Source organism: Shigella sp. FC1661, assembly GCF_001712525.1.
Taxonomy (GTDB): Bacteria; Pseudomonadota; Gammaproteobacteria; order Enterobacterales; family Enterobacteriaceae; genus Escherichia; species Escherichia coli.
In genome coordinates this window covers 1-24,277 of the sequence record NZ_MDGW01000033.1, presented here as the reverse complement: position 1 = coordinate 24,277, position 24,277 = coordinate 1, and the positions used below count along the sequence as shown (strand labels likewise).

The following is a 24,277-nucleotide window of genomic DNA, read 5'->3' as shown; positions in this document are numbered from 1 at the left end:
ATCTGCCAGAATTTAATCTTGTGCTGCACGAGTCAGCCTATGTTTATATAACCATCAGTCCGTGACTGGTGCGCATCATAAAGTAAGCGGATAGATTGCGCAATTTTTATACAGCACTCATGACTGATTAAAGCGAAACAGCGGTAACAGGAAACGTTGCGACTGTTCAACGATGGCCTCCATTGTCTCTGGTGTTAATTGCCGCCAGAGCCTTTGATACCAGATATCATCACCTTCGCCACGCACCATCATGTTGCCTTCGTAAGCCTGAAGGAATTTCGTACGGGCTTTTTGCAACGTGGAATCGTCATCCAGCATGGCATCGTTTTGCGCGTCATAACAGGTTTTTAGCCACGCGCCGCCACTTTCAGGTAACACCAGCAATGGCGCGGACATCCCTTCACGATACCCCTCAATCAGTTGTGAGAGGTAATGCAAAGCCTGTTCGGCTGCAAGCGGCGGAAAACGCCACTCGCCGTCTTTGCGTAGAAAAAGGCGACTTTCACCATTACCACCGCTGGCACAGTAGACAAGGTGTTCCAGCCAAAGTTGCATTCCCTGCGCCACACTTAATAAAGAGGGATGCCAGCGCAACAGGCCATCCGGCTGCACCTGCGGCAACCAGCCAGTTATCTGCACACCGTTGCAGGCGAGATCAATTTCCATACTCTGCCCCGGCTGGCGACAGGCAATGACTCTGTCGGCAAGCTGCTGCATCTCCTGGCACTGAGTTTCCCAGAAAATTTCACCAAAAGCGCCATACGGTAAATCCCCTGCCGCCCGGAAGCGACGGAACAAGCGTTCGGCATCATCCTGCTCAACCAGTGCATTCAATAACTGCTGATTGATTTGATAACGGCTAAGCCCTTCCAGAATAAATGGCTCGGTGTCGGGGATTTCGCTGTCTTCGGTACGGAAGTTCACCTGCAAACGCATCTGGAAAAATGCCCGCACCGGATGTGCCCAGAATCGTTGTAGCGTTTCCAGCGGCACGGTTTCCGGTAAGGTAAACGGCAGCGGCTGAACAAATTCAGAATGTGCTTTACCAGCCCGGCTGGCCGCAGGTAGCCATTCACGAGCATAGCTTTGTCGTTCGCCTGGCTGGTAGTTTTGTGGATCAAACGGCATCCGGGTATGGAGGCAGGTAAGATGCGCTTTTACCCTTGCCTCGCTTTCATCACAGTTGAGCGCTTCATCGCCCGGTAGATAATGACTTTGCCCGATGTAGTCGATCAGTTCCTGCACCAGTACCGACGGGAAACGTTCACTGTTATCCTGAATGGAAAGCCCGATATAACTGATATAGAGTTTTTGCTGCGCGGAAATTAACGCTTCCAGGAACAGGTAGCGGTCGTCATCGCGACGGCTACGGTCGCCACGCTTCGGTTTCTGGCTCATCAGGTCAAAGCCCAATGGCGCAAGCTGACGTGGATAAACGCCGTCGTTCATTCCCAGCAGGCAAACCACTTTGAACGGAATTGAACGCATTGGCATCAGAGTACAAATGTTAACCGGTCCGGCGAGAAAACGCTGGCTGATACGTTCTTGATCCAGACGCTGTGCCAGTTCATCACGCAATAGTGACAGCGGCACCGCGTCGCCATACTGCGCACCTAAACCTTCGGCGATAATCGCCTGCCATTGTTGTTCGATCAGCGTCATCGCCGCTTCGGTTTCCGCATCCGGCAGGAAGAAGGCGTTGAGCATATCGCGACAAACCGGCAACCACTCTTCTAGCGGACGCTCCTGTGCCAGCCCGCGATGCCAGATGTTTAGCTGCATTAGCAGTGAAGCCAGATGCCCCACCAGTTCTGCAATTAAGCCGCTCGACTCATCATAAGGTAGAACCGATTGCCACTCGCCCTGCGCGCTCTCCATCGCGTAGCCCAGCAACATACGCGTCAGGCCAAATCGCCAGGTGTGTTGTCCGGTGGCGGGGAGTTCCAGCTCGCGAACGTTGTCGTCATCTATCCCCCAACGAATGCCGGATTCGTTGACCCACTGGCGTAAATAACGCAGCCCTTCTTCGGTGATGTCAAACCGCGCCGCCAGCACCGGCACATCCAGTAATGCCAGCACGTCTTCCGACACAAAGCGGCTGTCTGGCAACGATAACAGGCTGATAAACGCTTCCAGTACCGGATGCGACTGCCGCGCCCGACGGTCGGAAATGGCGTAAGGCAGGTAACGATCCGCAGGTGCGCTACCAAACACAGCCTGAATAAACGGACTGTAGCTGTCGATATCAGCCACCATCACGATGATGTCGCGCGGAGTAAGTGTCGGGTCTTCTTCCAGCATCGCCAGCAGGCGATCGTGCAAAACTTCAACTTCACGCTGCGGGCTATGGCAAACGTGGAAGGTGATACTGCTATCCAGTGGATCAAGCGGGCGTTTGTTATCGCTACGGGAAAACTCTTCGATGTTCACACCAGCAACGGCACGGTTTTCCAGTTCCAGAATGTCAGACTGAATGTTATGCAGCAGGTTATCTGGCGTGACATCGACAAAGGCGTCCAGCTCCTGGCTGCTCTCCAGGTCAGAAAGGAGATAAATGTAGTCGCGCCCAAGCTTCCCCCATGAGGCCAGCAGCGGGTTGTCGACATCCTGTTCACCATCGCTGTTAAAGAGCTGTCCGGCATTTTCGCTATCGCGAAATAGCGGCAATTCGCGATCTTCAAAACTGTGTCGACGCTGACGAGTCAGCAGTTTCGCCAGATAAGCAGGATCTTTAATATCGCCCCAGTAATAACGGCAGGGGTTGGTAAACAGGAGATGGATTTCAATATGTTTACCCAGCGCCTGGAGCGCCTGGAGATAAACAGGCGGTAACGCGGAAATACCGCATATAAAGACGCGCGAAGGTAACCCCGGCGGGCAGGTCGTCGCGGACTCCAGCGTTTCGATAAAGCGCTGATAGAGATTCGCGCGGTGCCAGCGCGGTTGTCCGAGTTCATGGGTATATTCCACCAGCGCCTTCCACAACGGCGCTTGCCAGGCCTGTGCTTCTCCCAGCCCTTCAACCAAATGTCCTGTTTCCCATTGTGCCAGCCACTCCGGGCGATAGACCAGATACTGGTCAAACAGGTCCGCCGCTTTTGAGGAAAGCTGGAACAGTTTTCGCTTGTCGCTATCGTCAGTCAGATAATGCCGCAACAGGGTAAAGTCTTCGTGCTCCAACAGTTGTGGCAGCAGAGTCATCAGTTTCCAGCTCATGCTCTGTTTGTTAAAGGCGCTCTCTTTGGGGATCTCCGGTAACACCCGGACGAACATATCCCAGATAAAGCTCGCAGGCAGCGGAAAATCAATGTTTGCCGCAATACCAAACTTTTGCGACAGGGTCATTTGCAGCCACTGTGCCATACCGGTACTTTGCACCAGAATCATCTCTGGTTCGAAAGGATCGTCCAGCCGTTCGCGTTCGACAATAAACTCCATCAACGCTTCCAGCACGTCCAGACGATTGGAATGGTAGACCCTTAACATAGCGGCTCCTGACTACTGACGATTCGGGCAATGCAGGCGGGTCATCTCGCCTTCTCTGCCCCCGGGTGAAACTAGCGTAACGCTGATGCTGACACATCCCGCCTGCGATGTCTGCAATCGGTTGACCTGCCAGTTAGCTGGTGGCGAAATCGCGCGCAGTTGCGTTTGCTGCCAGCCATGCCGCCAGAGCTGTTGGTACTGGTTTCTGCTGGCAAGACTGTTCATTAATGTTCGCTGGAAACCCGATAACGCAGTGACAATCATCACCATCAACACCATCGCCAACATTACCTCCGGCAGGCTAAAGCCTTGTTGATTCTTCAGGGAAGCTGACATAACGCCCTCTCTTTCAGCGGACAAAAATCGCTCCAGCCGCTTGGCGAAAAAACAATGTTTCCATCAATGACTTCGTCTGTTCGCCACAACGAAACGCCTTCATAACCGGCAATCAATAAGGCTTCATTATCTGCCAGTAAACGCAAACAAACCTGGGCATCGGTTTCAGCGTACTGCGAGCACTGAACTGCTGGCTGCGTCTGCCAGGAGTGCATTTTTCCCCACGCCAGCGCCGACTGAACGATGGCCTGGCGGCGCAATGACTGACTTTCCATGCTCACGCGAGAGGCAAAACTGCGATCCTGTTGGCTCATTCCTTGTAATAGCAAACTACCCAAAACCAGCAGCATCAGGACCAGAGCCAGTGACGAAACACCCTTTTCGCGGTTCACAGGTTGAATCCTGTCACGCTATAGCTGGCATTCACCACGGTTTGCGGTTCAGACTTACTGGCAGCACGCATATTAACCGTCAACACCGGCGAGAAGCCGCTGACATCCTGACGTACGACCTGAAAAGTGTCGATAATGATGGCATCCGGATTAGTGACTTTATCCCAGCCCTTACCTTCACAGGATGTCGCACCGCGTAGCGTTTCCAGCACATGCTCCTTCAGACGAAATCCAATCTGGTCGGACTCTTTTACCGGTTCGCGATCCCAGATACCGTTACTGTTCGCATCCCACTGCACAATGATACAGTCACCCTGTCCGACAATTTCCAGCCCTTCGCCGGTACAGATGCCATGACAATAACCCGCCCTCTGGAGATGCTTCGCGACGGTAAATACCCGCAGCCAGATTTCATCTTCCAGCGCCAGCTTACGGGTGCTCGTTAAACTTTCACGCTGTAACGCAGGCAGAAAGCGTGCAGCCCCCAGCAACAATACGCTACTGATCGCCATAGCAATCAACACTTCCAGCAGAGAAAAACCTTGCTCTTTTACAGGCATCCTTCTGTTTCTCCTTGCTGACAAAGCCGGAGTCTTCCCCACGGCGAAACCACCAGCCACCACTCGCCCGTTGAGTTTTTGAAGCGAATATGCCCGGCCCATGCGGTATTGCGCAGGCCAAAGAAAGCAAGCGAAGGTGTCAGGTCGCTCATTTCGACTTCGGGCCAGCGTGGCACAAAGACCAATGGTGAACTGCCATGACAGGTATTGGCCCCAGCAGCGGAACTCACAAGGCACCATAACGTCCCCTCCCTGATAACGCTGATACTGTGGTCGCGGTTATGCCAGTTGGCATCTTCACGTAAATAGAGCAAATAGTCCCGCGCCTGGCTGGCGGTTTGCCATAGCCGTTGCGACTGCTGCCAGTATTGCCAGCCATAGAGTCCACTTGCGCTTAGCATGACCAAAATCAGCATCGCGACCAGCGTTTCAATCAGCGTATAACCACGTTGTGTTTTCATGCCGGCAGTATGGAGCGAGGAGAAAAAAAGACGAGGGCCAGTTTCTATTTCTTCGGCGCATCTTCCGGACTATTTACGCCGTTGCAGGACGTTGCAAAATTTCGGGAAGGTGTCTCGAAGAATTTAATGGAGGGTAAAAAAAACCGACGCACACTAGCGTCGGCTCTGGCAGGATGTTTCGTAATTAGATAGCCACCGGCGCTTTAATGCCCGGATGCGGATCGTAGCCTTCAATCTCAAAATCTTCGAAACGGTAGTCGAAGATGGATTCGGGTTTACGTTTGATAATCAACTTCGGCAGCGGACGCGGTTCGCGGCTTAATTGCAGATGAGTTTGATCCATATGATTGCTGTACAGGTGCGTGTCGCCCCCCGTCCAGACAAAATCGCCCACTTCCAGATCACACTGCTGCGCCATCATATGCACCAGTAACGCGTAGCTGGCAATGTTAAACGGCAGGCCGAGGAAAACGTCACAGGAGCGCTGATAAAGCTGGCAAGAGAGTTTGCCGTCTGCCACATAGAACTGGAAGAACGCATGGCACGGTGCCAGCGCCATTTTATCCAGTTCGCCTACGTTCCACGCTGAAACAATAATGCGGCGCGAATCCGGGTCGTTTTTCAGCTGGTTCAGTACCGTAGTGATCTGGTCAATATGACGACGATCCGGCGTTGGCCAGGCGCGCCACTGTTTACCATACACTGGCCCGAGGTCGCCGTTTTCATCGGCCCATTCGTCCCAGATGGTGACATTGTTTTCGTGTAGATAAGCAATGTTAGTGTCGCCCTGCAGAAACCACAGCAGTTCATGGATGATGGAACGCAGGTGGCAACGTTTAGTTGTCACCAGCGGGAATCCATCCTGCAGGTTAAAACGCATCTGATGACCAAAAATGGAAAGCGTTCCGGTTCCGGTACGGTCGTTTTTCTGTGTGCCTTCGTCGAGCACTTTTTGCATCAGTTCTAAATACTGTTTCATGGTTCCTCAGGAAACGTGTTGCTGTGGGCTGCGACGATATGCCCAGACCATCATGATCACACCCGCGACAATCATCGGGATGGAAAGAATTTGTCCCATGCTGATGTACTGCACCCAGGCACCAGTAAACTGCGCGTCGGGCTGGCGGAAAAACTCAACAATGATGCGAAACGCGCCGTAACCAATCAGGAACAAACCTGAGACAGCTCCCATTGGGCGCGGTTTACGAATATACAGGTTGAGGATAATAAACAGCACTACACCTTCCAGCAACAGCTCGTAAAGCTGTGATGGGTGGCGCGGCAGCACACCGTAAGTATCGAAAATGGATTGCCACTGCGGGTTGGTTTGCAGCAGCAAAATATCTTCTGTACGGGAGCCAGGGAACAGCATGGCAAACGGGAAGTTCGGGTCAACGCGGCCCCACAATTCACCGTTAATAAAGTTGCCCAGACGCCCGGCACCAAGACCAAACGGAATGAGTGGTGCGATAAAATCAGAGACCTGGAAGAAGGAACGTTTAGTACGGCGGGCGAAGATAATCATCACCACGATAACGCCAATCAGGCCGCCGTGGAAGGACATGCCGCCGTCCCAGACACGGAACAGATACAGCGGATCGGCCATAAACTGCGGGAAGTTGTAGAACAGAACATAACCAATACGTCCACCGAGGAAGACGCCGAGGAAGCCCGCATAGAGTAAGTTTTCAACTTCATTTTTGGTCCAGCCACTGCCCGGACGATTCGCCCGACGTGTTGCCAGCCACATTGCAAAAATGAAACCCACCAGATACATCAGGCCGTACCAGTGAAGCGCCACGGGTCCTATTGAGAAAATGACCGGATCAAACTCCGGAAAATGCAGATAGCTACTGGTCATCTGTCACCACAAGTTCTTGTTATTTCGCTGAAAGAGAACAGCGATTGAAATGCGCGCCGCAGGTTTCAGGCGCTCCAAAGGTGCGAATAATAGCACAAGGGGACCTGGCTGGTTGCCGGATACCGTTAAAAGATATGTATATGATCCGCGCTATAACCCTCCGCGAATCAGCCCGCCCATGCCGCGACGCTCCATAAAGGCTGCAACCTGATGACGAACTTCGGTCGCCAGTTGCGCTTCCAGACTACGCTGCGCAAGATTTTCTGCTTCGGCAAAATCAATGCGCCGCAGCAGGTATTTTACCCGCGCTACAGAACGTCCGTTCATAGACAGATGGCGATACCCAAGCCCAATGAGGATTGCCACGCACATGGGATCGCCCGCCATTTCACCGCACAAACGGAGATCGATACCATGTATTTCCGCTTCCCGGGCGATCATTGCCAGAGCTCGTAACATTGCAGGATGAAGGCTGTCATAAATGTTCGCCACCCGGGTATTGTTGCGATCAACGGCCAGAATGTATTGAATCAGATCGTTGGTGCCAACAGAGATGAAATCGACCCGCTTTGCCAGATGCGGCAGCATAAATACCATTGACGGTACTTCCAGCATGATGCCGATACGTGGTTTGGGAATTTCGTAACCGATCATCTCCTCGACTTCACGTCCGGCACGTTCAATCAGGCGGCGTGCTTCGTCAACTTCATCGAGGCTGGTGACCATCGGCAACAGAATATTCAGGTTGCCCGTAGCGGCATTAGCACGCAGCATCGCCCGCACCTGGATCAAGAAGATCTCCGGCTGATCGAGCGTAATGCGAATCCCACGCCAACCCAGGCATGGATTCTCTTCGCTGATCGGCATGTAAGGCAGCTGCTTATCTGCTCCGACATCCAGCGTACGCAAGGTGACGGGTTTATCATTGAACATTTGCAGCATCCCCTGATACTGCGCCACCTGTTCTTCTTCCGACGGGAAACCACTTTGCAGCATGAATGGGATTTCAGTGCGATAAAGACCGATGCCATCAATACGGCTGCCCAGTTTTTCTTCATGTTCCGGGCTTAAACCAGCATTGAGCATGACTTTTATACGCTCACCGCTTTTTAACTGCGCGGGTAAATTGACGTCATCTTCCGCCAGACGGCTAAGCTCAATCTCTTCACTAATTAGCCGCTGATATTCTTGCAGCAGTACCGGCTCCGGATCGACCAGCAATTCACCGCGATAGCCATCAACGATCAGCGTCCTACGATGCAGCACCGAAGGCTGAATATCCGCGCCCATCACGGTAGGGATCCCCAGCGCACGTACCATGATCGCAGCATGGGAGTTGGCTGCGCCATCTCGCACGACAACACCGACTAAGCGATCCTGGGGCAGCTCAGCAAGAGTTGTCGCTGACAGTTCATCTGCCACCAGAATGAAACGTTCCGGCCAGGCGTTCGGCCCTTGATTAGCGTCATCAAGATGAAACAGCAATCGCTGACCCAGCGCACGTAAATCGCCAGCCCGCTCTTTGAGATAGTTATCGCTTAGCGCGGCAAACTGTTCGGCAAATTTTTCAATGACCGTTTTTACCGCCCACTCTGCCACCGAGCCTTTATCAACCTCGGCAAACAATTCGCGACGCAGCCGGGTGTCCGAAAGCAGGTGCGAGTAAAGATCGAAAATAGCCGCCGTTTCTTTTTGTGCTCCGGCGGCAAAGCGTTTGCTGTAGCGGCGAAACTCGTTTGCCGCTTCTTCCAGCGCCCCGGTCAATCGTTCGCGTTCCAGAGCCGGATCCAGCGTTGATGCCTGATACACCTGTTCCATTAAAGGTAACGTGGCATCCTGCCAGCCTTCGGCAATCGCCACACCAGGTGCTGCCGGTAATGCGCGGATTCGCGTCTGGCGATATTGCCCAAACAAGGCAGTCAACTGCGACTGAGAAAGAATAGCTGCCATCTGGGTGGCAAGCGTCACCAGGAAGGATTCTTCACTTTCGTCATACTGGCGCAACTCTCGTTGCTGTACCACCAGTACACCAAGCAACTGGCGACGTTGAATAATTGGTACGCCTAAAAACGCGCGGAAACGTTCTTCTTTTACGGAGGGGATGTATTTGAAGCTGGGGTGCTTTTGCGCATCTGCAAGGTTTATCGGTTCCGCCAGCCTGCCAACCAGGCCGACGATCCCTTCATCAAACGCGAGCGTTACAGTGCGACCGCGTGGTTTTTTCAGCCCCCGGGTCGCCATCAGGTAGTAACAACGTCGATCATGATCGGCCAGGTAGACCGAACAGACCTCGGTATCCATCGCAAGACAGATGTCGGTAACCAGAATATTTAACGCCTCATTCAGGCGTGGTGCGCTGGCTACCTTTTCGACTATTTCGCGCAGGCGAGTGAGCATAATTGGCGTGACTTAACCTCTTTTACGTCGATAAGCAGATGTGTTTTGTGGTTTTGGCGTATTTTCCTGCAGTGACATCACCACACTCGCGAACTCTTTCATTACCCTACGGTAGACATCACGTTTAAATGACACCACCTGTCTGACCGGATACCAGTAACTTACCCATCGCCAGCCGTCAAACTCTGGTGTACTGCTGGTTTGCATATTGATTTCTGCATCGCCGCTCACCAGCTGCAAGAGAAACCATTTTTGTTTTTGGCCGATACAAACCGGCTTCGTGTCCCAACGCACCAAACGTTTCGGTAATTTGTAGCGCAACCAGTTACGCGTTGAAGCAAGGATTCGAACGTCTTTGCGGCTTAATCCTACTTCTTCAAACAATTCACGGTACATCGCCTGCTCTGCGGATTCTCCGGGGTTGATTCCGCCTTGCGGAAATTGCCAGGAGTGCTGACCAAATCGCCGGGCCCACATTACCTGCCCCTGGCGATTACAAATCACGATACCTACGTTTGGGCGGTAGCCATCGTCATCAATCACCGGACTACCTCAAAATAAAGCTTTATATACGAATGATTGTTTCATACTCCAGGAAGACGGTAAACCACTCTCTGCAGGGCATTACACACTAATAACAATTGAATAACTCACAGTTATGTGCAGAGTTATAAACAGAGGAAGGGGTGGATAGCCGTTTTTATTCACCTTTTCTGTGGATAGAGTTGTGAAGAACTACGGAATTACTACGGGAAAACCCGGAGCATTCTGAATAAGCCCGATATAGGCATTTTAAAATATTCATTATCAGTCAATGCATTACATGTAATTTGAGTAATGAAAAAGAGTAATTCGTGACCCAGGTCACACCTCTCATTTACGGGTTGGCGAAAGATCAACCAATGCCGTATTTATCCACAGAATGTGCCACTAAGTTAAGCACTGAACCACTAAAAACTGGAGTTTCGTCGCACGTCAAGGCTGTAAATGGAAACAGTAGTGGAGGTTTTTCACAGTTATCCCAGCTTTCTGTGGATAACATGGTGTAAGATCCTGTTTATTTTCAGTGACCAGATTTGGAAAACCTATTGCAGTGCTGCGCAACTCGATTATCGGCAGCCTAAAAAGCAATATAAATCAGAGAATTGAACAACACATGTGGAAAAAGTTACACTGCGAATATTCGGCACATAATTGCTGTTTGTTTTTTAACCAAGGTATCATGACATGTCCCAACCTCGCCCACTGCTCTCTCCTCCCGAAACTGAAGAACAGTTGTTAGCGCAAGCACAGCAACTTTCTGGTTATACATTGGGAGAACTGGCGGCACTTGCCGGGCTGGTTACGCCAGAGAATTTAAAACGCGATAAGGGCTGGATTGGCGTGTTACTGGAGATCTGGCTAGGTGCCAGCGCAGGGAGTAAACCTGAGCAAGATTTTGCTGCTCTGGGCGTGGAACTTAAAACTATCCCTGTGGATAGTCTTGGTCGTCCGCTGGAAACAACATTCGTTTGTGTTGCCCCGTTAACGGGTAATAGCGGGGTGACCTGGGAAACCAGCCACGTGCGCCACAAGCTCAAACGCGTACTGTGGATACCGGTTGAAGGCGAGCGCAGCATCCCGCTGGCGCAGCGTCGCGTAGGATCCCCGTTGCTGTGGACCCCGAATGAAGAGGAAGACCGACAGCTACGCGAAGACTGGGAAGAATTAATGGATATGATTGTTCTCGGTCAGGTTGAGCGGATCACCGCTCGTCACGGGGAATATTTACAGATAAGACCGAAAGCAGCGAATGCGAAAGCGCTTACCGAAGCCATTGGTGCCCGGGGCGAACGGATTCTGACGCTGCCACGCGGCTTTTATTTGAAGAAGAATTTCACCAGTGCACTACTGGCCCGTCATTTTCTGATCCAGTAGCCATCGCTTTGACCTGCCGCTTTCCGGGCATATAATTACCGCTTCATTTTTTTGGCAGGGCTTTTTAGATGTTATTTGCATGGATAACCGATCCTAACGCCTGGCTTGCGCTCGGTACGCTGACGCTGCTGGAGATCGTTCTTGGGATCGACAATATTATTTTCCTTTCTCTGGTGGTGGCAAAGCTTCCCACAGCACAACGTGCTCATGCGCGCCGTCTGGGGTTGGCGGGAGCCATGGTTATGCGTCTGGCGCTGCTGGCATCAATCGCCTGGGTTACGCGCCTGACAAATCCGCTTTTTACAATATTCAGTCAGGAAATTTCTGCCCGTGATTTGATTCTGCTTCTGGGTGGCTTGTTCCTTATCTGGAAAGCCAGCAAGGAAATCCACGAATCCATTGAAGGTGAAGAAGAAGGGCTGAAAACACGCGTTTCATCATTCCTCGGCGCTATCGTGCAGATTATGCTGCTGGATATTATCTTTAGCCTCGACTCGGTGATTACGGCTGTGGGTCTGTCAGATCACCTGTTTATTATGATGGCAGCCGTGGTGATTGCCGTAGGCGTGATGATGTTCGCCGCGCGCTCGATTGGTGATTTTGTCGAACGCCATCCTTCGGTAAAAATGCTGGCGCTCTCTTTCCTGATTCTGGTGGGCTTTACCCTGATTCTGGAAAGTTTCGACATCCACGTACCGAAAGGTTACATCTACTTCGCGATGTTCTTCTCTATTGCGGTTGAAAGCCTCAACTTGATTCGCAACAAAAAGAATCCGCTCTGATACTCCGTACGCTCTCCTGCGGGAGGGCGTACTCACTCCTTTTACCCTCACAGTTTAAGATTTTCCTGCTTTCAAGATATATAACGTCGGTTTATAAACAGACTATTATCATAGGTAGGCCAAATGAGGATAACCGGATGAAAAAATGGGCAGTAATAATTTCTGCAGTCGGACTGGCGTTTGCTGTTTCCGGGTGTTCCAGTGATTACGTCATGGCGACCAAAGATGGCCGTATGATTTTGACCGATGGAAAACCTGAAATTGATGATGATACCGGGCTGGTGAGTTATCACGATCAGCAAGGTAACGCGATGCAAATTAACCGTGATGATGTTTCGCAAATTATTGAACGTTAACAAATAAGGTCAGCATCCGGCTGGCCTTAAGATTTTTCTCTTTCCCTTTTCCCTTCCCTCTGCCATTTTTATATTCCTTATGTCGTGATTATAAAAAGGAAACGGCTATGCAATATCACCGTATACCCCACAGTTCGCTGGAAGTCAGCACGCTGGGGCTTGGCACGATGACGTTTGGTGAACAGAACAGCGAAGCCGACGCCCACGCACAACTCGACTATGCCGTCGCTCAGGGCATTAACCTTATCGACGTTGCCGAAATGTACCCAGTACCTCCGCGCCCCGAAACGCAAGGGTTAACCGAAACCTACGTCGGCAACTGGCTGGCGAAACATGGCAGCCGCGAAAAGTTAATTATCGCCTCCAAAGTGAGCGGACCGTCGCGCAATAATGACAAGGGCATCCGCCCGGATCAGGCGCTGGATCGGAAGAATATCCGCGAAGCGCTGCATGACAGCCTCAAGCGCCTACAGACTGATTACCTCGATCTTTATCAGGTGCACTGGCCGCAGCGCCCGACCAACTGCTTCGGCAAACTCGGTTATAGCTGGACGGATTCTGCGCCTGCGGTTTCGCTGCTGGATACGCTGGACGCACTGGCAGAGTACCAACGCGCGGGAAAAATTCGTTATATCGGCGTGTCGAACGAAACTGCATTTGGCGTAATGCGCTACCTGCATCTGGCGGACAAACACGATCTGCCGAGTATTGTCACCATTCAGAACCCTTACAGTCTGTTAAACCGCAGTTTTGAAGTAGGTCTGGCAGAAGTCAGCCAGTATGAAGGGGGCGAACTGCTGGCCTATTCATGCCTGGGTTTCGGCACGCTGACCGGGAAATATCTCAATGGTGCAAAACCCGCTGGCGCACGTAATACGCTCTTTAGTCGGTTCACCCGCTATAGCGGTGAGCAAACGCAAAAAGCCGTCGCGGCGTATGTTGATATCGCCAGACGTCATGGCCTGGACCCTGCTCAGATGGCGCTCGCGTTTGTACGCCGTCAACCGTTTGTTGCCAGCACTCTGCTGGGCGCAACCACGATGGATCAGCTGAAAACTAACATCGAAAGTTTGCATCTGGAGTTAAGCGAAGACGTATTAGCTGAAATTGAAGCGGTGCATCAGGTTTATACTTATCCGGCACCATAAGATTAACGCCGGTTAAAACCGGCGTTAAATATTAATGACGGCGCTGCCAGATCCACAGCGCCGTTATTGCCAGCGCAAACAGCGCACCGAAGCCAATGCCAATGGGCACGACCGGGATGCCTACCATTACCGCCAGCGAGTAAATGCCCAGCATCAACAACATGGCGCTGTTTTCGCCAAGGTTTTGTACTGCAATCGCATTCCCCGCCCCGACGCTTTTTTTACCCCGCTCCTGTAGCAACGCATTGAGCGGAACGACAAAAAAGCCCCCCATCACGCCAATCAGCATCAACAAGGCATAGGCTGGCAGCAGCTCGTGTTGCAGGGAAAAAATCAGTACCACCACGCCAATCAAAATCCCGGCTGGCATACAGCGTGACACGGTTTCCAGCGTAACTAACTTCGCTGCCGCACCTGCGCCAACCACGATACCAATCGCTACCATCGCGTTGAGATAGGTGGGCGTAGCGTTATCGGTAATGCCCAGCGCCACCGGTACCCACAGCACCAACAGGAAACGCAGCGTGACACCCGCTCCCCAGAATAAACTGGTGCCCACCAGCGAAAAACGCGTTTCACCATTGCGCCATAGCGAGGTGCAGGCATTCAGGAAACTGCGGGTCATGTTGATGAGATTCCAGGACTGCCCCGGACGCGCCGCCGCCAGTTTGGGAATGTAGATATTGGCAACGACCGCACCACCGTAGGCCAGTGCGCATGCGGCCAGGGCGACGAGGACATGCCAGTCAGCCAGCACACCACCGGCTACGGAACCGAGCAAAATCGCCGCTATGGTAGAAGCTTCCATTAAACCGTTAGCTTTCACTAACTTACTACCCGTGGTTAATTCGCCGAGAATACCGTATTTCGCCGGTGAATAGGCTGCAGCACCAACCCCCACCAGCGTATAGCCGAGAAACGGATTGATACCAAAGCAGATACTGGCTGCGCCCAGCAGCTTCAGGCCGTTGGCAAACATCATCACCCGGCCTTTGGCGAAGCTATCCGCCACCTGCCCGACAAACGGCGCAAAAAGAATGTAAGCACCTACAAACACCATTTGCAGGATGGGCTGGCTCCACTCCGGATAGAACTGCGCTTTCAGTAACGCCAGAGTGGCAAACAGTAGGGCATTATCGCCAAACGCAGAGAGAAACTGCGCCACGATAACCGCTTTCATCCCCTTCGACCACAACGAAGTGTTAGTGTGCACTGACTCACTCATCGTGTTGTTCCGCTTCGTCTATCCAGCTTTTCAACGTGACAAAGTCAGGTTTGCCGCTGCCAAGTAATGGCATCTGTTTCAGATAGCGAATATCGCGCGGTACAGCAAGCTCCGGCACGCCGTGCTCGCGGGCATACTGTTGCAACTTATCGCGCGTCAGTTCGTTATCTGTGGTGAACAGCACCAGTGCCTCGCCTTTGCTGGCATCGCTCTTAATCGCAGTGGCATGGACTTTATCTGGCGAAACACCAAGTGCCAGTTGTTCCACCATTTCCAGCGACACCATTTCGCCTGCAATTTTGGCAAAGCGTTTTGCGCGGCCCTGAATCTGCACAAAGCCCTGCTCGTCAAAACGCACAATATCGCCAGTGTCATACCAGCCGCGCTCCATTTCGCCGCGAACATTCTCGGCGGTGGGCACTTCCAGTACACCTGGCTTCTCCACCCGCAGATAGCCGTTCATTATGTTCGGCCCTTTCAGTTGCAGGCGTCCGCCCTCTTCGATACCAGGAACCGACAACAGGCGCGCATCCATTCCTGGTAGAATACGCCCTACCGTACCGGGTTTCGCCGCCATCGGTACGTTGATAGAAACGACAGGCGCGCACTCGGTTACACCATAGCCTTCAAGGATGCGCAGGCCAAATTTATCCTGCCAAAGCTGTTTGGTACTTTCTTGTAGTTTTTCTGCGCCTGCCACCACATAGCGTAGACGATAGAAGTCATACGGGTTGGCGAAACGCGCGTAGTGACCGAGGAAAGTCGAGGTACCGAACAACACGGTGCAACTGCGGTCATACACCAACTCCGGCACAATGCGGTAATGCAGCGGGCTTGGATAAAGGAACACTTCTGCACCTGTAAGCAGTGGCGTAAACAGGCCTACCGTCAGCCCAAAGGAGTGAAACAGCGGTAATGCCGACATAAAGCGATCGTTGGTGGTGAAGTCGGCAATCGTTTTAATCTGCTCGACGTTCGCCAGAATGCTTTTATGGCTATGGACGACGCCTTTTGGATGGCCTTCAGAACCGGAGGTAAAGAGGATCAGCGCCTCTTCTTCCGGCTGCTGTTTTACCTGCGCCAGGCGCGGCATCAGCAAATGAGCGAAGATCCATACTTTGTCGGCAGTGGTGACATCTGCTTTTAAATCTTCCAGATAGACCCAGCGCACCTGAGTAAGTTGCTCCGGCAGATGCCAGAGTTTGCCTTTATCGAGAAACTGGCGGGAAGTGAAGATGGTTTTGATTTCAGCCGCCGTAATAGCACTGGTCAGCCCTTTTACCCCAGCAGTGTAGTTCATCATTGCGGGAATGCGGCGACGCGCGATGGCCCCAAAAATCACTGCCGCACTGATGCCTGCATTGGGCAGCATTAAGCCGATGCGTTCGCCTTCAACACTGTATTTTTCAAGGATGCGTCCAACAAACAGCGTTTTCGTAAGCAATTTGCGATAGGAGTCTGGGGTAAAGTTGACGTCTTCGACACATTTCTTCCCGGCTCCGAAGCGGTACATTGCACTCAGTAAAGATTCGTACAGAGTTTCACGCGGGCGCACCGCCATACGCGCTTCCATCATTATTTGATGCAGCATTTCGCCAGCGATTTTGCGACGGTCACGGGCACGCGACGCATCCGGCATCGCCACCTGCGTTGGAGGCAAAATATGCAGAGTAATTTGCGGGAACAAGCGACGTTTAACCAGACCTTTCAGGCGGCTGAAGTGCGTAAGTTCCGCCCCTTCAATACGCACAGGAATAACCGTTGCACCAGACTTCGCCGCGACAAAACCCGCGCCATCGTAGATTTTCATCAGCGAGCCTGTAGTGGTGATGCGTCCTTCAGGGAAAATCACCACTGGTCGGCCCTGTTCCACCAGACGTACCAGATGTTTAATAGCCATAGGTTGCGTCGGGTCGAGAGGAACAAAGTCGATAAATGATTTCAGCCAACGCATATACCACTGTTGGCTTATTGAGGTGTAAACGGCAAACACTGGACGCACAGGTAAAAACAGTCCAAGCAAAATGCCATCAATAAAAGAGACGTGATTAGGCGTAATTAGAACGCGCTCGCCCTTCAGTGCCTGGGTGTCACCCGTAACGCGAACGCGATACAAAACACGGCACAAATTTCGAAAAAAGCTAAAAAGCATTCCAACTCCCTTTGCTCTGATTCAGTAAAAGCGAATGGAGGGAGATTACACGAGATAAAGAACGCGAGCGACAGTAAATTAGGTGCGAAAAAAAACCTGCGCATCCGCGCAGGTTGGTGCAAGAGACAGGGTACGAAGAGCGTACCGAATAATCTCACCAATCAATACCTCTGGGATCACCACTTTAGCAACCTGAAGCCAAACGCCACCAGCGGTCAATCGCAACAGCGTTTCGCAAAGTGTAACCAAAGGTTTGCAATCTCTTTTTTTGTCTTACTTATTTGCGTTTGGCTCACATTCCCACGATGAAAACACGCCACCCCTTGAACCAACGGGCGTTTTCCGTAACACTGAAAGAATGTAAGCGTTTACCCACTAAGGTATTTTCATGGCGACCATAAAGGATGTAGCCCGACTGGCAGGCGTTTCAGTCGCCACCGTTTCCCGCGTCATTAATAATTCACCCAAAGCCAGCGAAGCTTCCCGGCTGGCTGTGCATAGTGCAATGGAGTCTCTTAGCTATCACCCGAACGCCAACGCCCGTGCGCTGGCGCAGCAGACCACTGAAACGGTCGGTCTGATCGTTGGTGATGTTTCCGATCCGTTTTTCGGTGCAATGGTGAAAGCGGTCGAACAGGTGGCTTATCACACCGGTAATTTCTTATTGATTGGCAACGGTTACCACAACGAACAAAAAGAGCGTCAGGCTATTGAGCAACTGATCCGCCATCGCTGTGCTGCGTTGGTCGTCCATGCCAAAATGATCCCGGATGCCGATTTAGCCTCATTAATGAAACAAATGCCCGGTATGGTGCTGATCAACCGTATCCTGCCTGGCTTTGAAAACCGTTGTATTGCTCTTGACGATCGTTACGGTGCCTGGCTGGCAACGCGTCATTTAATTCAGCAAGGTCATACCCGCATTGGTTATCTGTGCTCTAACCACTCTATTTCTGACGCCGAAGATCGTCTGCAAGGGTATTACGATGCCCTTGCTGAAAGTGGTATTGCGGCCAATGACCGGCTGGTGACATTTGGCGAACCAGACGAAAGCGGCGGCGAACAGGCAATGACCGAGCTTTTGGGACGAGGAAGAAATTTCACTGCGGTAGCCTGTTATAACGATTCAATGGCGGCGGGTGCGATGGGCGTTCTCAATGATAATGGTATTGATGTACCGGGTGAGATTTCGTTAATTGGCTTTGATGATGTGCTGGTGTCACGCTATGTGCGTCCGCGCCTGACCACCGTGCGTTACCCAATCGTGACGATGGCGACCCAGGCTGCCGAACTGGCTTTGGCGCTGGCGGATAATCGCCCTCTCCCGGAAATCACTAATGTCTTTAGTCCGACGCTGGTACGTCGTCATTCAGTGTCAACTCCGTCGCTGGAGGCAAGTCATCATGCAACCAGCGACTAACCGCAGTTAAAGCAATTCCAGAGCCAGTAATTCTTCGATGGTCTGGCGACGGCGAATCAACCGCGCCTGACCATTATCAAACAGAACTTCTGGTAACAGCGAACGGCTATTGTAGTTGGATGACATTGATGCGCCATATGCCCCTGTATCATGCAGTACCAGATAATCACCTGCCTTCACTTCCGGCAAGGCGCGGGTTTCAACATTTCCCCCTTCCTGCTGGGTAAAGACATCGCCCGATTCACATAACGGTCCGGCGACGACGGTTTCCACCGTTGGCGCGTGTTCCAGAGAACGACCATCAGCTGCCAGGGCACTGATATGGTGGTAACTACCGTACATTGCCGGGCGCATCAGATCGTTGAACCCGGCATCAACCAGCACAAAGTGGCGGCTCCCCATTTGTTTGACGCTCCGCACCTGAGTAATTAATACGCCAGACTGCGCTACCAGGAAGCGACCCGGTTCAATTTCCAGTTTCACAGGGTGGCCCAAATGGCGGGCGATTTGCTCACGCGCGGCATTCCACAGACCATAATAATGTTCGGTATCAACCGCCTCTTCACCCTGTTGATAAGGAACAGAAAGCCCACCGCCCGCAGAAATAGCCTGTAAATCCTGACCGAATTCGATGACCTGACGCACCATAGCACCACACACCTGTTCCAGATGGGCATAATCAACGCCAGAACCAATGTGCATGTGAATGCCGACCAGCTGCAGATGATGACGTTGTATCACGTCCAGTGCGGCGGGCAGATCGGTGTACCAGATACCGTGCTTGCTGTTTTCGCCACCGGTATTGGTTTTTTGGCTATGTCCGTGACCAAACCCCGGATTAACGCGCAGCCATACCCGATGCCCTGGCGAAACCTGGCCCAGTTGGTCGAGCATATCAACAGAACCCGCATTCACCGGAATTTGCAATTCACTGACGCGTTCAAGCGTCGCCTGATCGATAACATCTGCCGTAAAAACAATATCATCGGGGTGCGTTTGCGGATTGTAACCCGCCGCCAACGCACGCTCTATTTCGCCTAACGAGACGGAATCCACTTTCACGCCCTGCTCACGCATTAAGCGCAAAATATGAATATTGGAACAGGCTTTCTGTGCAAAGCGCACCACATCAAACTGTTTCAGCGCTGCAATCTGCCGACGAATAATTTGCGCATCGTAGACCCACACCGGGCAGCCAAATTCAGCGGGCAAACGCAGCAGATTTTCGGCGGTGAGATCGGTATCGGTGCTGAACAGTGAATGTGGCATAACAAACTCCAGATAAGTGCTTTTTTATGATTACGCCACATCATAAAAAGAATAAAAAATATCGATTTATGTCGAGTCTATGCAAAAATGATATGGATTACCGGATTGCGAGAGAGCGCTAATGGCCGCCGTTAACTTACGTCATATTGAAATTTTTCATGCGGTAATGACCGCCGGAAGCCTGACTGAGGCGGCACACCTGCTACACACCTCACAGCCAACCGTCAGCCGCGAACTTGCGCGCTTTGAGAAGGTGATCGGGCTGAAATTGTTTGAGCGCGTACGTGGGCGATTACATCCTACCGTGCAAGGACTGCGTCTGTTTGAAGAAGTGCAACGATCCTGGTACGGACTGGATCGAATTGTCAGCGCTGCAGAAAGTCTGCGCGAGTTTCGCCAGGGAGAACTGTCTATTGCCTGCCTGCCGGTCTTTTCGCAATCTTTTTTACCGCAGCTCCTGCAACCCTTTCTGGCACGTTATCCCGATGTCAGCTTAAATATCGTGCCCCAGGAATCACCGCTACTTGAAGAGTGGCTCTCGGCCCAGCGTCATGATTTAGGACTCACTGAGACACTCCATACGCCTGCGGGAACAGAACGTACCGAATTACTCTCTTTAGATGAAGTGTGTGTGTTACCTCCGGGTCATCCGCTGGCGGTAAAAAAGGTATTAACGCCGGATGATTTTCAGGGTGAGAACTACATCAGCCTTTCCCGTACTGACAGCTATCGCCAGTTGCTGGATCAGCTATTTACTGAACATCAGGTTAAACGACGCATGATCGTAGAAACCCACAGCGCCGCGTCAATCTGCGCAATGGTACGGGCGGGGGTAGGTGTTTCGGTGGTTAACCCGCTCACCGCACTGAATTATGCGGCAAGCGGTTTAGTGGTGCGGCGGTTCAGTATTGCGGTTCCGTTCACCGTCAGCCTGATCCGCCCCCTGCACCGCCCGTCATCAGCGCTGGTGCAGGCGTTTAGTGAGCATTTACAAGCGGGGTTACCGAAACTGGTCACTTCTCTTGACGCTATTTTGTCGTCAGCTACGACAGCATAAAAGCGACAGCATCCTCGGCATGGATCGCCGCAGTATCAAACACAGGCAAAACACTGCGCTCTTCTGGCACCAGTAAACCAATTTCTGTGCAGCCAAAAATGACGCCCTGTGCGCCCTGTTCTGCAAGGCGAGCAATCACTTGCGCATAATAAGCGCGTGACGCTTCGGTAAATTGCCCCAGACACAGTTCTTCAAAAATAATCTGATTAATTTTCGCCCGTTCATCCGCTTCAGGAATAAGACAATTGATGGAAAATTGTTCCGTCAGCCGCCCGCGATAAAAATCCTGTTCCATGGTGTAACGCGTACCCAGCAGCGCCACACGAGTCATTCCGGCCCCGGTAATTGCACGTCCGGTGGCATCCGCAATGTGTAAGAAAGGCAGAGTGCAACGTGACTCAATGGCATCCGCCACTTTATGCATCGTATTGGTACATAACACAATACCTTCTGCGCCCGCCCGCTGTAAGCCAAGCGCCGCCTCAGCCAGAATGTCCCCGGTTTTATCCCATTCCCCGCGACGCTGGCACTCTTCTATTTCATGAAAATCGACGCTATGTAGCAGCACTTGCGCAGAGTGAAGCCCACCAAGCCGCTGTTTAATGCCTTCATTTATCAAACGATAGTAAGGAATGGTGGATTCCCAGCTCATTCCTCCCAGCAAACCAATTGTTTTCATTCCTCTCTCCTGATGTGTGTTACCGCAACAAGGCTGAATAAGGAACGAGACAAACGCCTCAACGGCCAAGTGCCCAATCTCTATTAACGAAAAAAGGGCCGGATGTACAGCACATCCGGCCCGTGAAATCAGATGCCGATATTTCTCAACTTCTCGCCTGCCATCAGTTTGCGTTCGATATGTTCCAGCGTGACATTTTTGGTTTCCGGAATGAGCCAGAAAGTGATGCCCACAAACGCAATGTTCAGCGCAGTGTAGAGCCAGAACGTACCGGCAGCGCCAATGCTGTCGAGCAGCGTCAGGAAGGTCGCGCCGATAATCATATTCGACACCCAGTTCGTGGTGGTCGAACAGGTAATACCGAAATCGCGGCATTTCAGCGGCTGAATTTCAGAGCACAGGATCCACACCACTGGCGCGGCGCTCATCGCATAACCGGCAATACACATCATCGTCATGCCAACAGAGAGCCAGGACAAGCCACTGGAAGCCGTACCGTTATCAAACTGCATCAGGCAATAGCCCAGCACCAGAGTGCCTAACGCCATCACGCTGAAACCAATTTTCAGAGCCGGTTTACGCCCTGCTTTATCTACCGTAAACACCGCAATAAAGGTGGCGAACATAAAGGTCAGCCCTACGACCAGAGTCGCAATCATCTGTTGTTCTGTGGTCGTAAAGCCCGCCATTTTGAAGATACGCGGCGCGTAGTACATGATGATGTTCATACCGGTAAACTGCTGCATCGCCTGCAACAACATACCGAGAAACACAGCACGACGGACGTTACGGTTGATCTTAAACAGTGCCCAACCGCCCTGTTTTAACTTCAGGCTTTCACGAATTTCGTTGAGTTCTTCTCGCGCTTTTTCCGACGTATCGCGCAGCATACGCAATACTTCTTCCGCCTCAATATGACGCCCCTTTTCCGCCAACCAGCGCGGGCTATTTGGCAGGAAGACCACCAGAATAATCAGCAGAACTGCTGGTAAAGCAAGAACCCCCAACATTGCGCGCCAGTTACCGCTATAACTGAACGCTGTATCGGATAAAAACGCCAGCACGATGCCGAGTGTGACCATCAACTGGTACATACTGATCATCTTACCGCGAACGTTTTCACTTGCCATTTCAGAAAGATACAGAGGAGCGGTGTAAGACGCGATCCCGACAGCAATGCCCAGCACCACACGAGCGGCGATTAACATCTCTACGCTGGTCGCAAAAGCGGACCCTATAGAACCGAGTACAAACAGGATGGCCCCCGCCATCAGGCTGTATTTACGCCCCAGGCGGAACGACAGCCAACCATTAAACAGCGCACCAATTGCTGCGCCGAGCATCATGCTACTAACCACCCATTCCTGCAAATGACTGGTCAGCACAAAGTGATCGGTAATGAACGGCAACGCTCCGGCGATTACGCCGATATCAAGACCAAATAACAATCCTGCGACCGCAGCAGCTACCGAAACAAACATATTCATACGCCGCGTATCCCGCAAAGAACGTGGCGTTAAAGCAGATTCCGTATTGATAGTAACCATTTTTTCCTGCCAGCAGAGAGTAAGACATAGTGAAAAAATACGTGAACAACTCACGCAGGTGTCAGGTCGGAAACAGCATAAATATGGATTAAATTGCTGCGACATGTCGTTATGTGATGGATATTCCAATTTTCAAATTAAGTTGAATTATTGAGATTATTATTAACCACCTAATTTTACAGCAGATAAAATTCATAAAGTTCATTAATTGATAATTAATATGGATTATTTCATAACCATGATATGGATTATGATGATCTACAGGTATAAAAAACCCTGCCATGCGGCAGGGTCATAAAAGTAAGAAGAATGAATTAACGCGCCAGCCAACCGCCATCCACGGCAATGGTATAACCATTCACATAATCTGAAGCGCTGGAGGCAAGGAACACTATCGGCCCCATCAGGTCACTCGGCAGTCCCCAACGACCAGCTGGAATGCGGTCGAGAATTTCCGCGCTACGTTGTTCATCTGCCCGTAGTTGTTGAGTATTGTTGGTCGCCATGTAACCCGGAGCTATCGCATTAACATTAATGTTGTGTTTAGCCCATTCGTTCGCCATCAATCGCGTCACACCCATCACGCCGCTTTTTGATGCGGTATAAGAAGGCACACGGATCCCGCCCTGGAAGGAGAGCATTGACGCGATATTGATAATCTTGCCGCCATTGCCTTGCGCGATAAAGTGTTTCGCCGCTGCCTGAGACATGAAGAATACGCTCTTGATATTCAGGTTCATGACATCGTCCCAGTCTTTTTCGCTGAACTCGAGAGCGTCTTCGCGGCGAATCAATCCGGCGTTATTCACCAGGATATCAATATGACCAAATTCAGCTACCGCGCGATCCAGCAGTCCAGGAATGCCATCAATCTTTCGCAGATCGGCGGTCAGGCTTAAAAAACGACGCCCCAGCGCCGTGACCTGCTCGATGGTTTCAGTCGGTTCAACGATGTTAATGCCAACAATGTCACAGCCCGCTTGCGCCAGCCCCAACGCCATCCCCTGGCCCAGCCCAGTATCACAACCAGTGACGACTGAAGTGGCACACTGAATTTGGCCACCTGAACAGAGGTGATATGCTCACCTCAGAACAACACAGGTGCTCCAATGAAAAAAAGAAATTTTAGCGCAGAGTTTAAACGCGAATCCGCTCAACTGGTTGTTGACCAGAAATACACGGTGGCAGATGCCGCCAAAGCTATGGATGTTGGCCTTTCCACAATGACAAGA

The 24,277-nt window shown here is 51.7% G+C and carries 23 protein-coding genes; 7 read left to right on the top strand and 16 right to left on the bottom strand.

All coding sequences use genetic code 11. The annotated features are described in order from the left end of the window. Positions 1-117 precede the first annotated feature (117 nt). From recC to ygdT, 10 genes are all read right to left on the bottom strand, one after another. The gene (recC, locus tag BFF42_RS02780) at positions 118-3,486 is read right to left on the bottom strand and encodes an exodeoxyribonuclease V subunit gamma (RefSeq protein WP_039059505.1); all 3,369 of its coding nucleotides are present in this window, start codon (positions 3,484-3,486) and stop codon (positions 118-120) included. 12 nt (positions 3,487-3,498) lie between these two features. Further along, complete coding sequence (locus tag BFF42_RS02775; RefSeq protein WP_001276457.1) at positions 3,499-3,822, bottom strand: prepilin-type N-terminal cleavage/methylation domain-containing protein; 324 nt, start codon at positions 3,820-3,822, stop codon at positions 3,499-3,501. Next, the gene (locus BFF42_RS02770) at positions 3,807-4,214 is read right to left on the bottom strand and encodes a DUF2509 family protein (protein WP_039059504.1); all 408 of its coding nucleotides are present in this window, start codon (positions 4,212-4,214) and stop codon (positions 3,807-3,809) included. The genes BFF42_RS02775 and BFF42_RS02770 overlap by 16 nt, the downstream gene beginning before the upstream one ends. After that, the gene (locus BFF42_RS02765; protein WP_001144309.1) at positions 4,211-4,774 is read right to left on the bottom strand and encodes a prepilin peptidase-dependent protein; all 564 of its coding nucleotides are present in this window, start codon (positions 4,772-4,774) and stop codon (positions 4,211-4,213) included. The genes BFF42_RS02770 and BFF42_RS02765 overlap by 4 nt, the downstream gene beginning before the upstream one ends. Next, positions 4,765-5,235: a prepilin peptidase-dependent protein gene (locus BFF42_RS02760; RefSeq protein WP_000857051.1), complete on the bottom strand. Its 471-nt coding sequence runs from the start codon at positions 5,233-5,235 to the stop codon at positions 4,765-4,767. Before BFF42_RS02760 ends, BFF42_RS02765 begins: the two co-directional genes overlap by 10 nt. A gap of 184 nt (positions 5,236-5,419) precedes the next feature. Beyond that, on the bottom strand, positions 5,420-6,214 hold the full coding sequence (thyA, locus tag BFF42_RS02755; RefSeq protein ID WP_000816239.1) for a thymidylate synthase: 795 nt from the start codon (positions 6,212-6,214) through the stop codon (positions 5,420-5,422). A gap of 6 nt (positions 6,215-6,220) precedes the next feature. Then, entirely contained in the window at positions 6,221-7,096 is an 876-nt protein-coding gene (gene lgt, locus BFF42_RS02750; protein ID WP_000204658.1) for a prolipoprotein diacylglyceryl transferase, read from the bottom strand. A 150-nt stretch (positions 7,097-7,246) separates the two neighbouring features. Then, on the bottom strand, positions 7,247-9,493 hold the full coding sequence (gene ptsP / locus BFF42_RS02745) for a phosphoenolpyruvate--protein phosphotransferase (RefSeq protein WP_039060335.1): 2,247 nt from the start codon (positions 9,491-9,493) through the stop codon (positions 7,247-7,249). A 12-nt stretch (positions 9,494-9,505) separates the two neighbouring features. Beyond that, a complete protein-coding gene (gene rppH, locus BFF42_RS02740) occupies positions 9,506-10,036 on the bottom strand; it encodes an RNA pyrophosphohydrolase (RefSeq protein WP_000564490.1) in 531 nt (176 codons plus the stop codon). Between the two features lie 352 nt (positions 10,037-10,388). Further along, on the bottom strand, positions 10,389-10,535 hold the full coding sequence (ygdT, locus tag BFF42_RS28140; protein ID WP_000953278.1) for a protein YgdT: 147 nt from the start codon (positions 10,533-10,535) through the stop codon (positions 10,389-10,391). A 185-nt stretch (positions 10,536-10,720) separates the two neighbouring features. Here ygdT and mutH point away from each other — a divergent pair, with 185 nt between their 5' ends. The 4 genes from mutH (at position 10,721) to BFF42_RS02715 (ending at position 13,696) form a co-directional block, all read left to right on the top strand. Continuing rightward, on the top strand, positions 10,721-11,410 hold the full coding sequence (gene mutH / locus BFF42_RS02730; RefSeq protein ID WP_000082195.1) for a DNA mismatch repair endonuclease MutH: 690 nt from the start codon (positions 10,721-10,723) through the stop codon (positions 11,408-11,410). A 68-nt stretch (positions 11,411-11,478) separates the two neighbouring features. Beyond that, a complete protein-coding gene (locus BFF42_RS02725; protein WP_000895624.1) occupies positions 11,479-12,192 on the top strand; it encodes a TerC family protein in 714 nt (237 codons plus the stop codon). Positions 12,193-12,329: 137 nt separating this feature from the next. Continuing rightward, a complete protein-coding gene (gene ygdR, locus BFF42_RS02720; protein ID WP_000758655.1) occupies positions 12,330-12,548 on the top strand; it encodes a lipoprotein YgdR in 219 nt (72 codons plus the stop codon). A 107-nt stretch (positions 12,549-12,655) separates the two neighbouring features. Continuing rightward, on the top strand, positions 12,656-13,696 hold the full coding sequence (locus BFF42_RS02715; protein WP_001199310.1) for an NADP(H)-dependent aldo-keto reductase: 1,041 nt from the start codon (positions 12,656-12,658) through the stop codon (positions 13,694-13,696). Between the two features lie 31 nt (positions 13,697-13,727). Here the strand turns inward: BFF42_RS02715 and lplT are convergent, their stop codons facing one another. Together lplT and aas are read right to left on the bottom strand one after the other, a co-directional pair. Beyond that, positions 13,728-14,921, bottom strand: coding sequence for a lysophospholipid transporter LplT (lplT, locus tag BFF42_RS02710; protein WP_000004618.1), 1,194 nt, complete (start codon positions 14,919-14,921; stop codon positions 13,728-13,730). Further along, positions 14,914-17,073, bottom strand: coding sequence for a bifunctional acyl-ACP--phospholipid O-acyltransferase/long-chain-fatty-acid--ACP ligase (gene aas / locus BFF42_RS02705; RefSeq protein ID WP_000899061.1), 2,160 nt, complete (start codon positions 17,071-17,073; stop codon positions 14,914-14,916). The genes lplT and aas overlap by 8 nt, the downstream gene beginning before the upstream one ends. Positions 17,074-17,461: 388 nt before the next feature. Between aas and galR the strand changes: the two genes are divergently transcribed. Next, a complete protein-coding gene (galR, locus tag BFF42_RS02695) occupies positions 17,462-18,493 on the top strand; it encodes an HTH-type transcriptional regulator GalR (RefSeq protein WP_000201048.1) in 1,032 nt (343 codons plus the stop codon). Between the two features lie 6 nt (positions 18,494-18,499). Here the strand turns inward: galR and lysA are convergent, their stop codons facing one another. Beyond that, the gene (lysA, locus tag BFF42_RS02690) at positions 18,500-19,762 is read right to left on the bottom strand and encodes a diaminopimelate decarboxylase (protein ID WP_001120712.1); all 1,263 of its coding nucleotides are present in this window, start codon (positions 19,760-19,762) and stop codon (positions 18,500-18,502) included. Between the two features lie 121 nt (positions 19,763-19,883). On the opposite strand from lysA, the gene lysR reads away from it, so the two are divergent. Continuing rightward, positions 19,884-20,819 (top strand): DNA-binding transcriptional regulator LysR, encoded by a 936-nt coding sequence (gene lysR / locus BFF42_RS02685; RefSeq protein ID WP_039059502.1) that lies wholly within the window; start codon positions 19,884-19,886, stop codon positions 20,817-20,819. On the opposite strand, the gene ygeA is transcribed toward lysR, so the two are convergent. From ygeA to kduD, 3 genes are all read right to left on the bottom strand, one after another. Further along, positions 20,806-21,498, bottom strand: coding sequence for an amino acid racemase (ygeA, locus tag BFF42_RS02680; protein ID WP_000848664.1), 693 nt, complete (start codon positions 21,496-21,498; stop codon positions 20,806-20,808). The genes lysR and ygeA overlap by 14 nt on opposite strands. Before the next feature lie 128 nt (positions 21,499-21,626). Further along, entirely contained in the window at positions 21,627-23,045 is a 1,419-nt protein-coding gene (gene araE / locus BFF42_RS02675; RefSeq protein WP_012421274.1) for an arabinose-proton symporter AraE, read from the bottom strand. Between the two features lie 314 nt (positions 23,046-23,359). Continuing rightward, complete coding sequence (kduD, locus tag BFF42_RS02670; RefSeq protein ID WP_039059501.1) at positions 23,360-24,100, bottom strand: 2-dehydro-3-deoxy-D-gluconate 5-dehydrogenase KduD; 741 nt, start codon at positions 24,098-24,100, stop codon at positions 23,360-23,362. A 54-nt stretch (positions 24,101-24,154) separates the two neighbouring features. On the opposite strand from kduD, the gene BFF42_RS02665 reads away from it, so the two are divergent. Beyond that, positions 24,155-24,277: IS3 family transposase (locus BFF42_RS02665; protein WP_005083954.1), on the top strand; the 123-nt coding region annotated here is incomplete at its 3' end.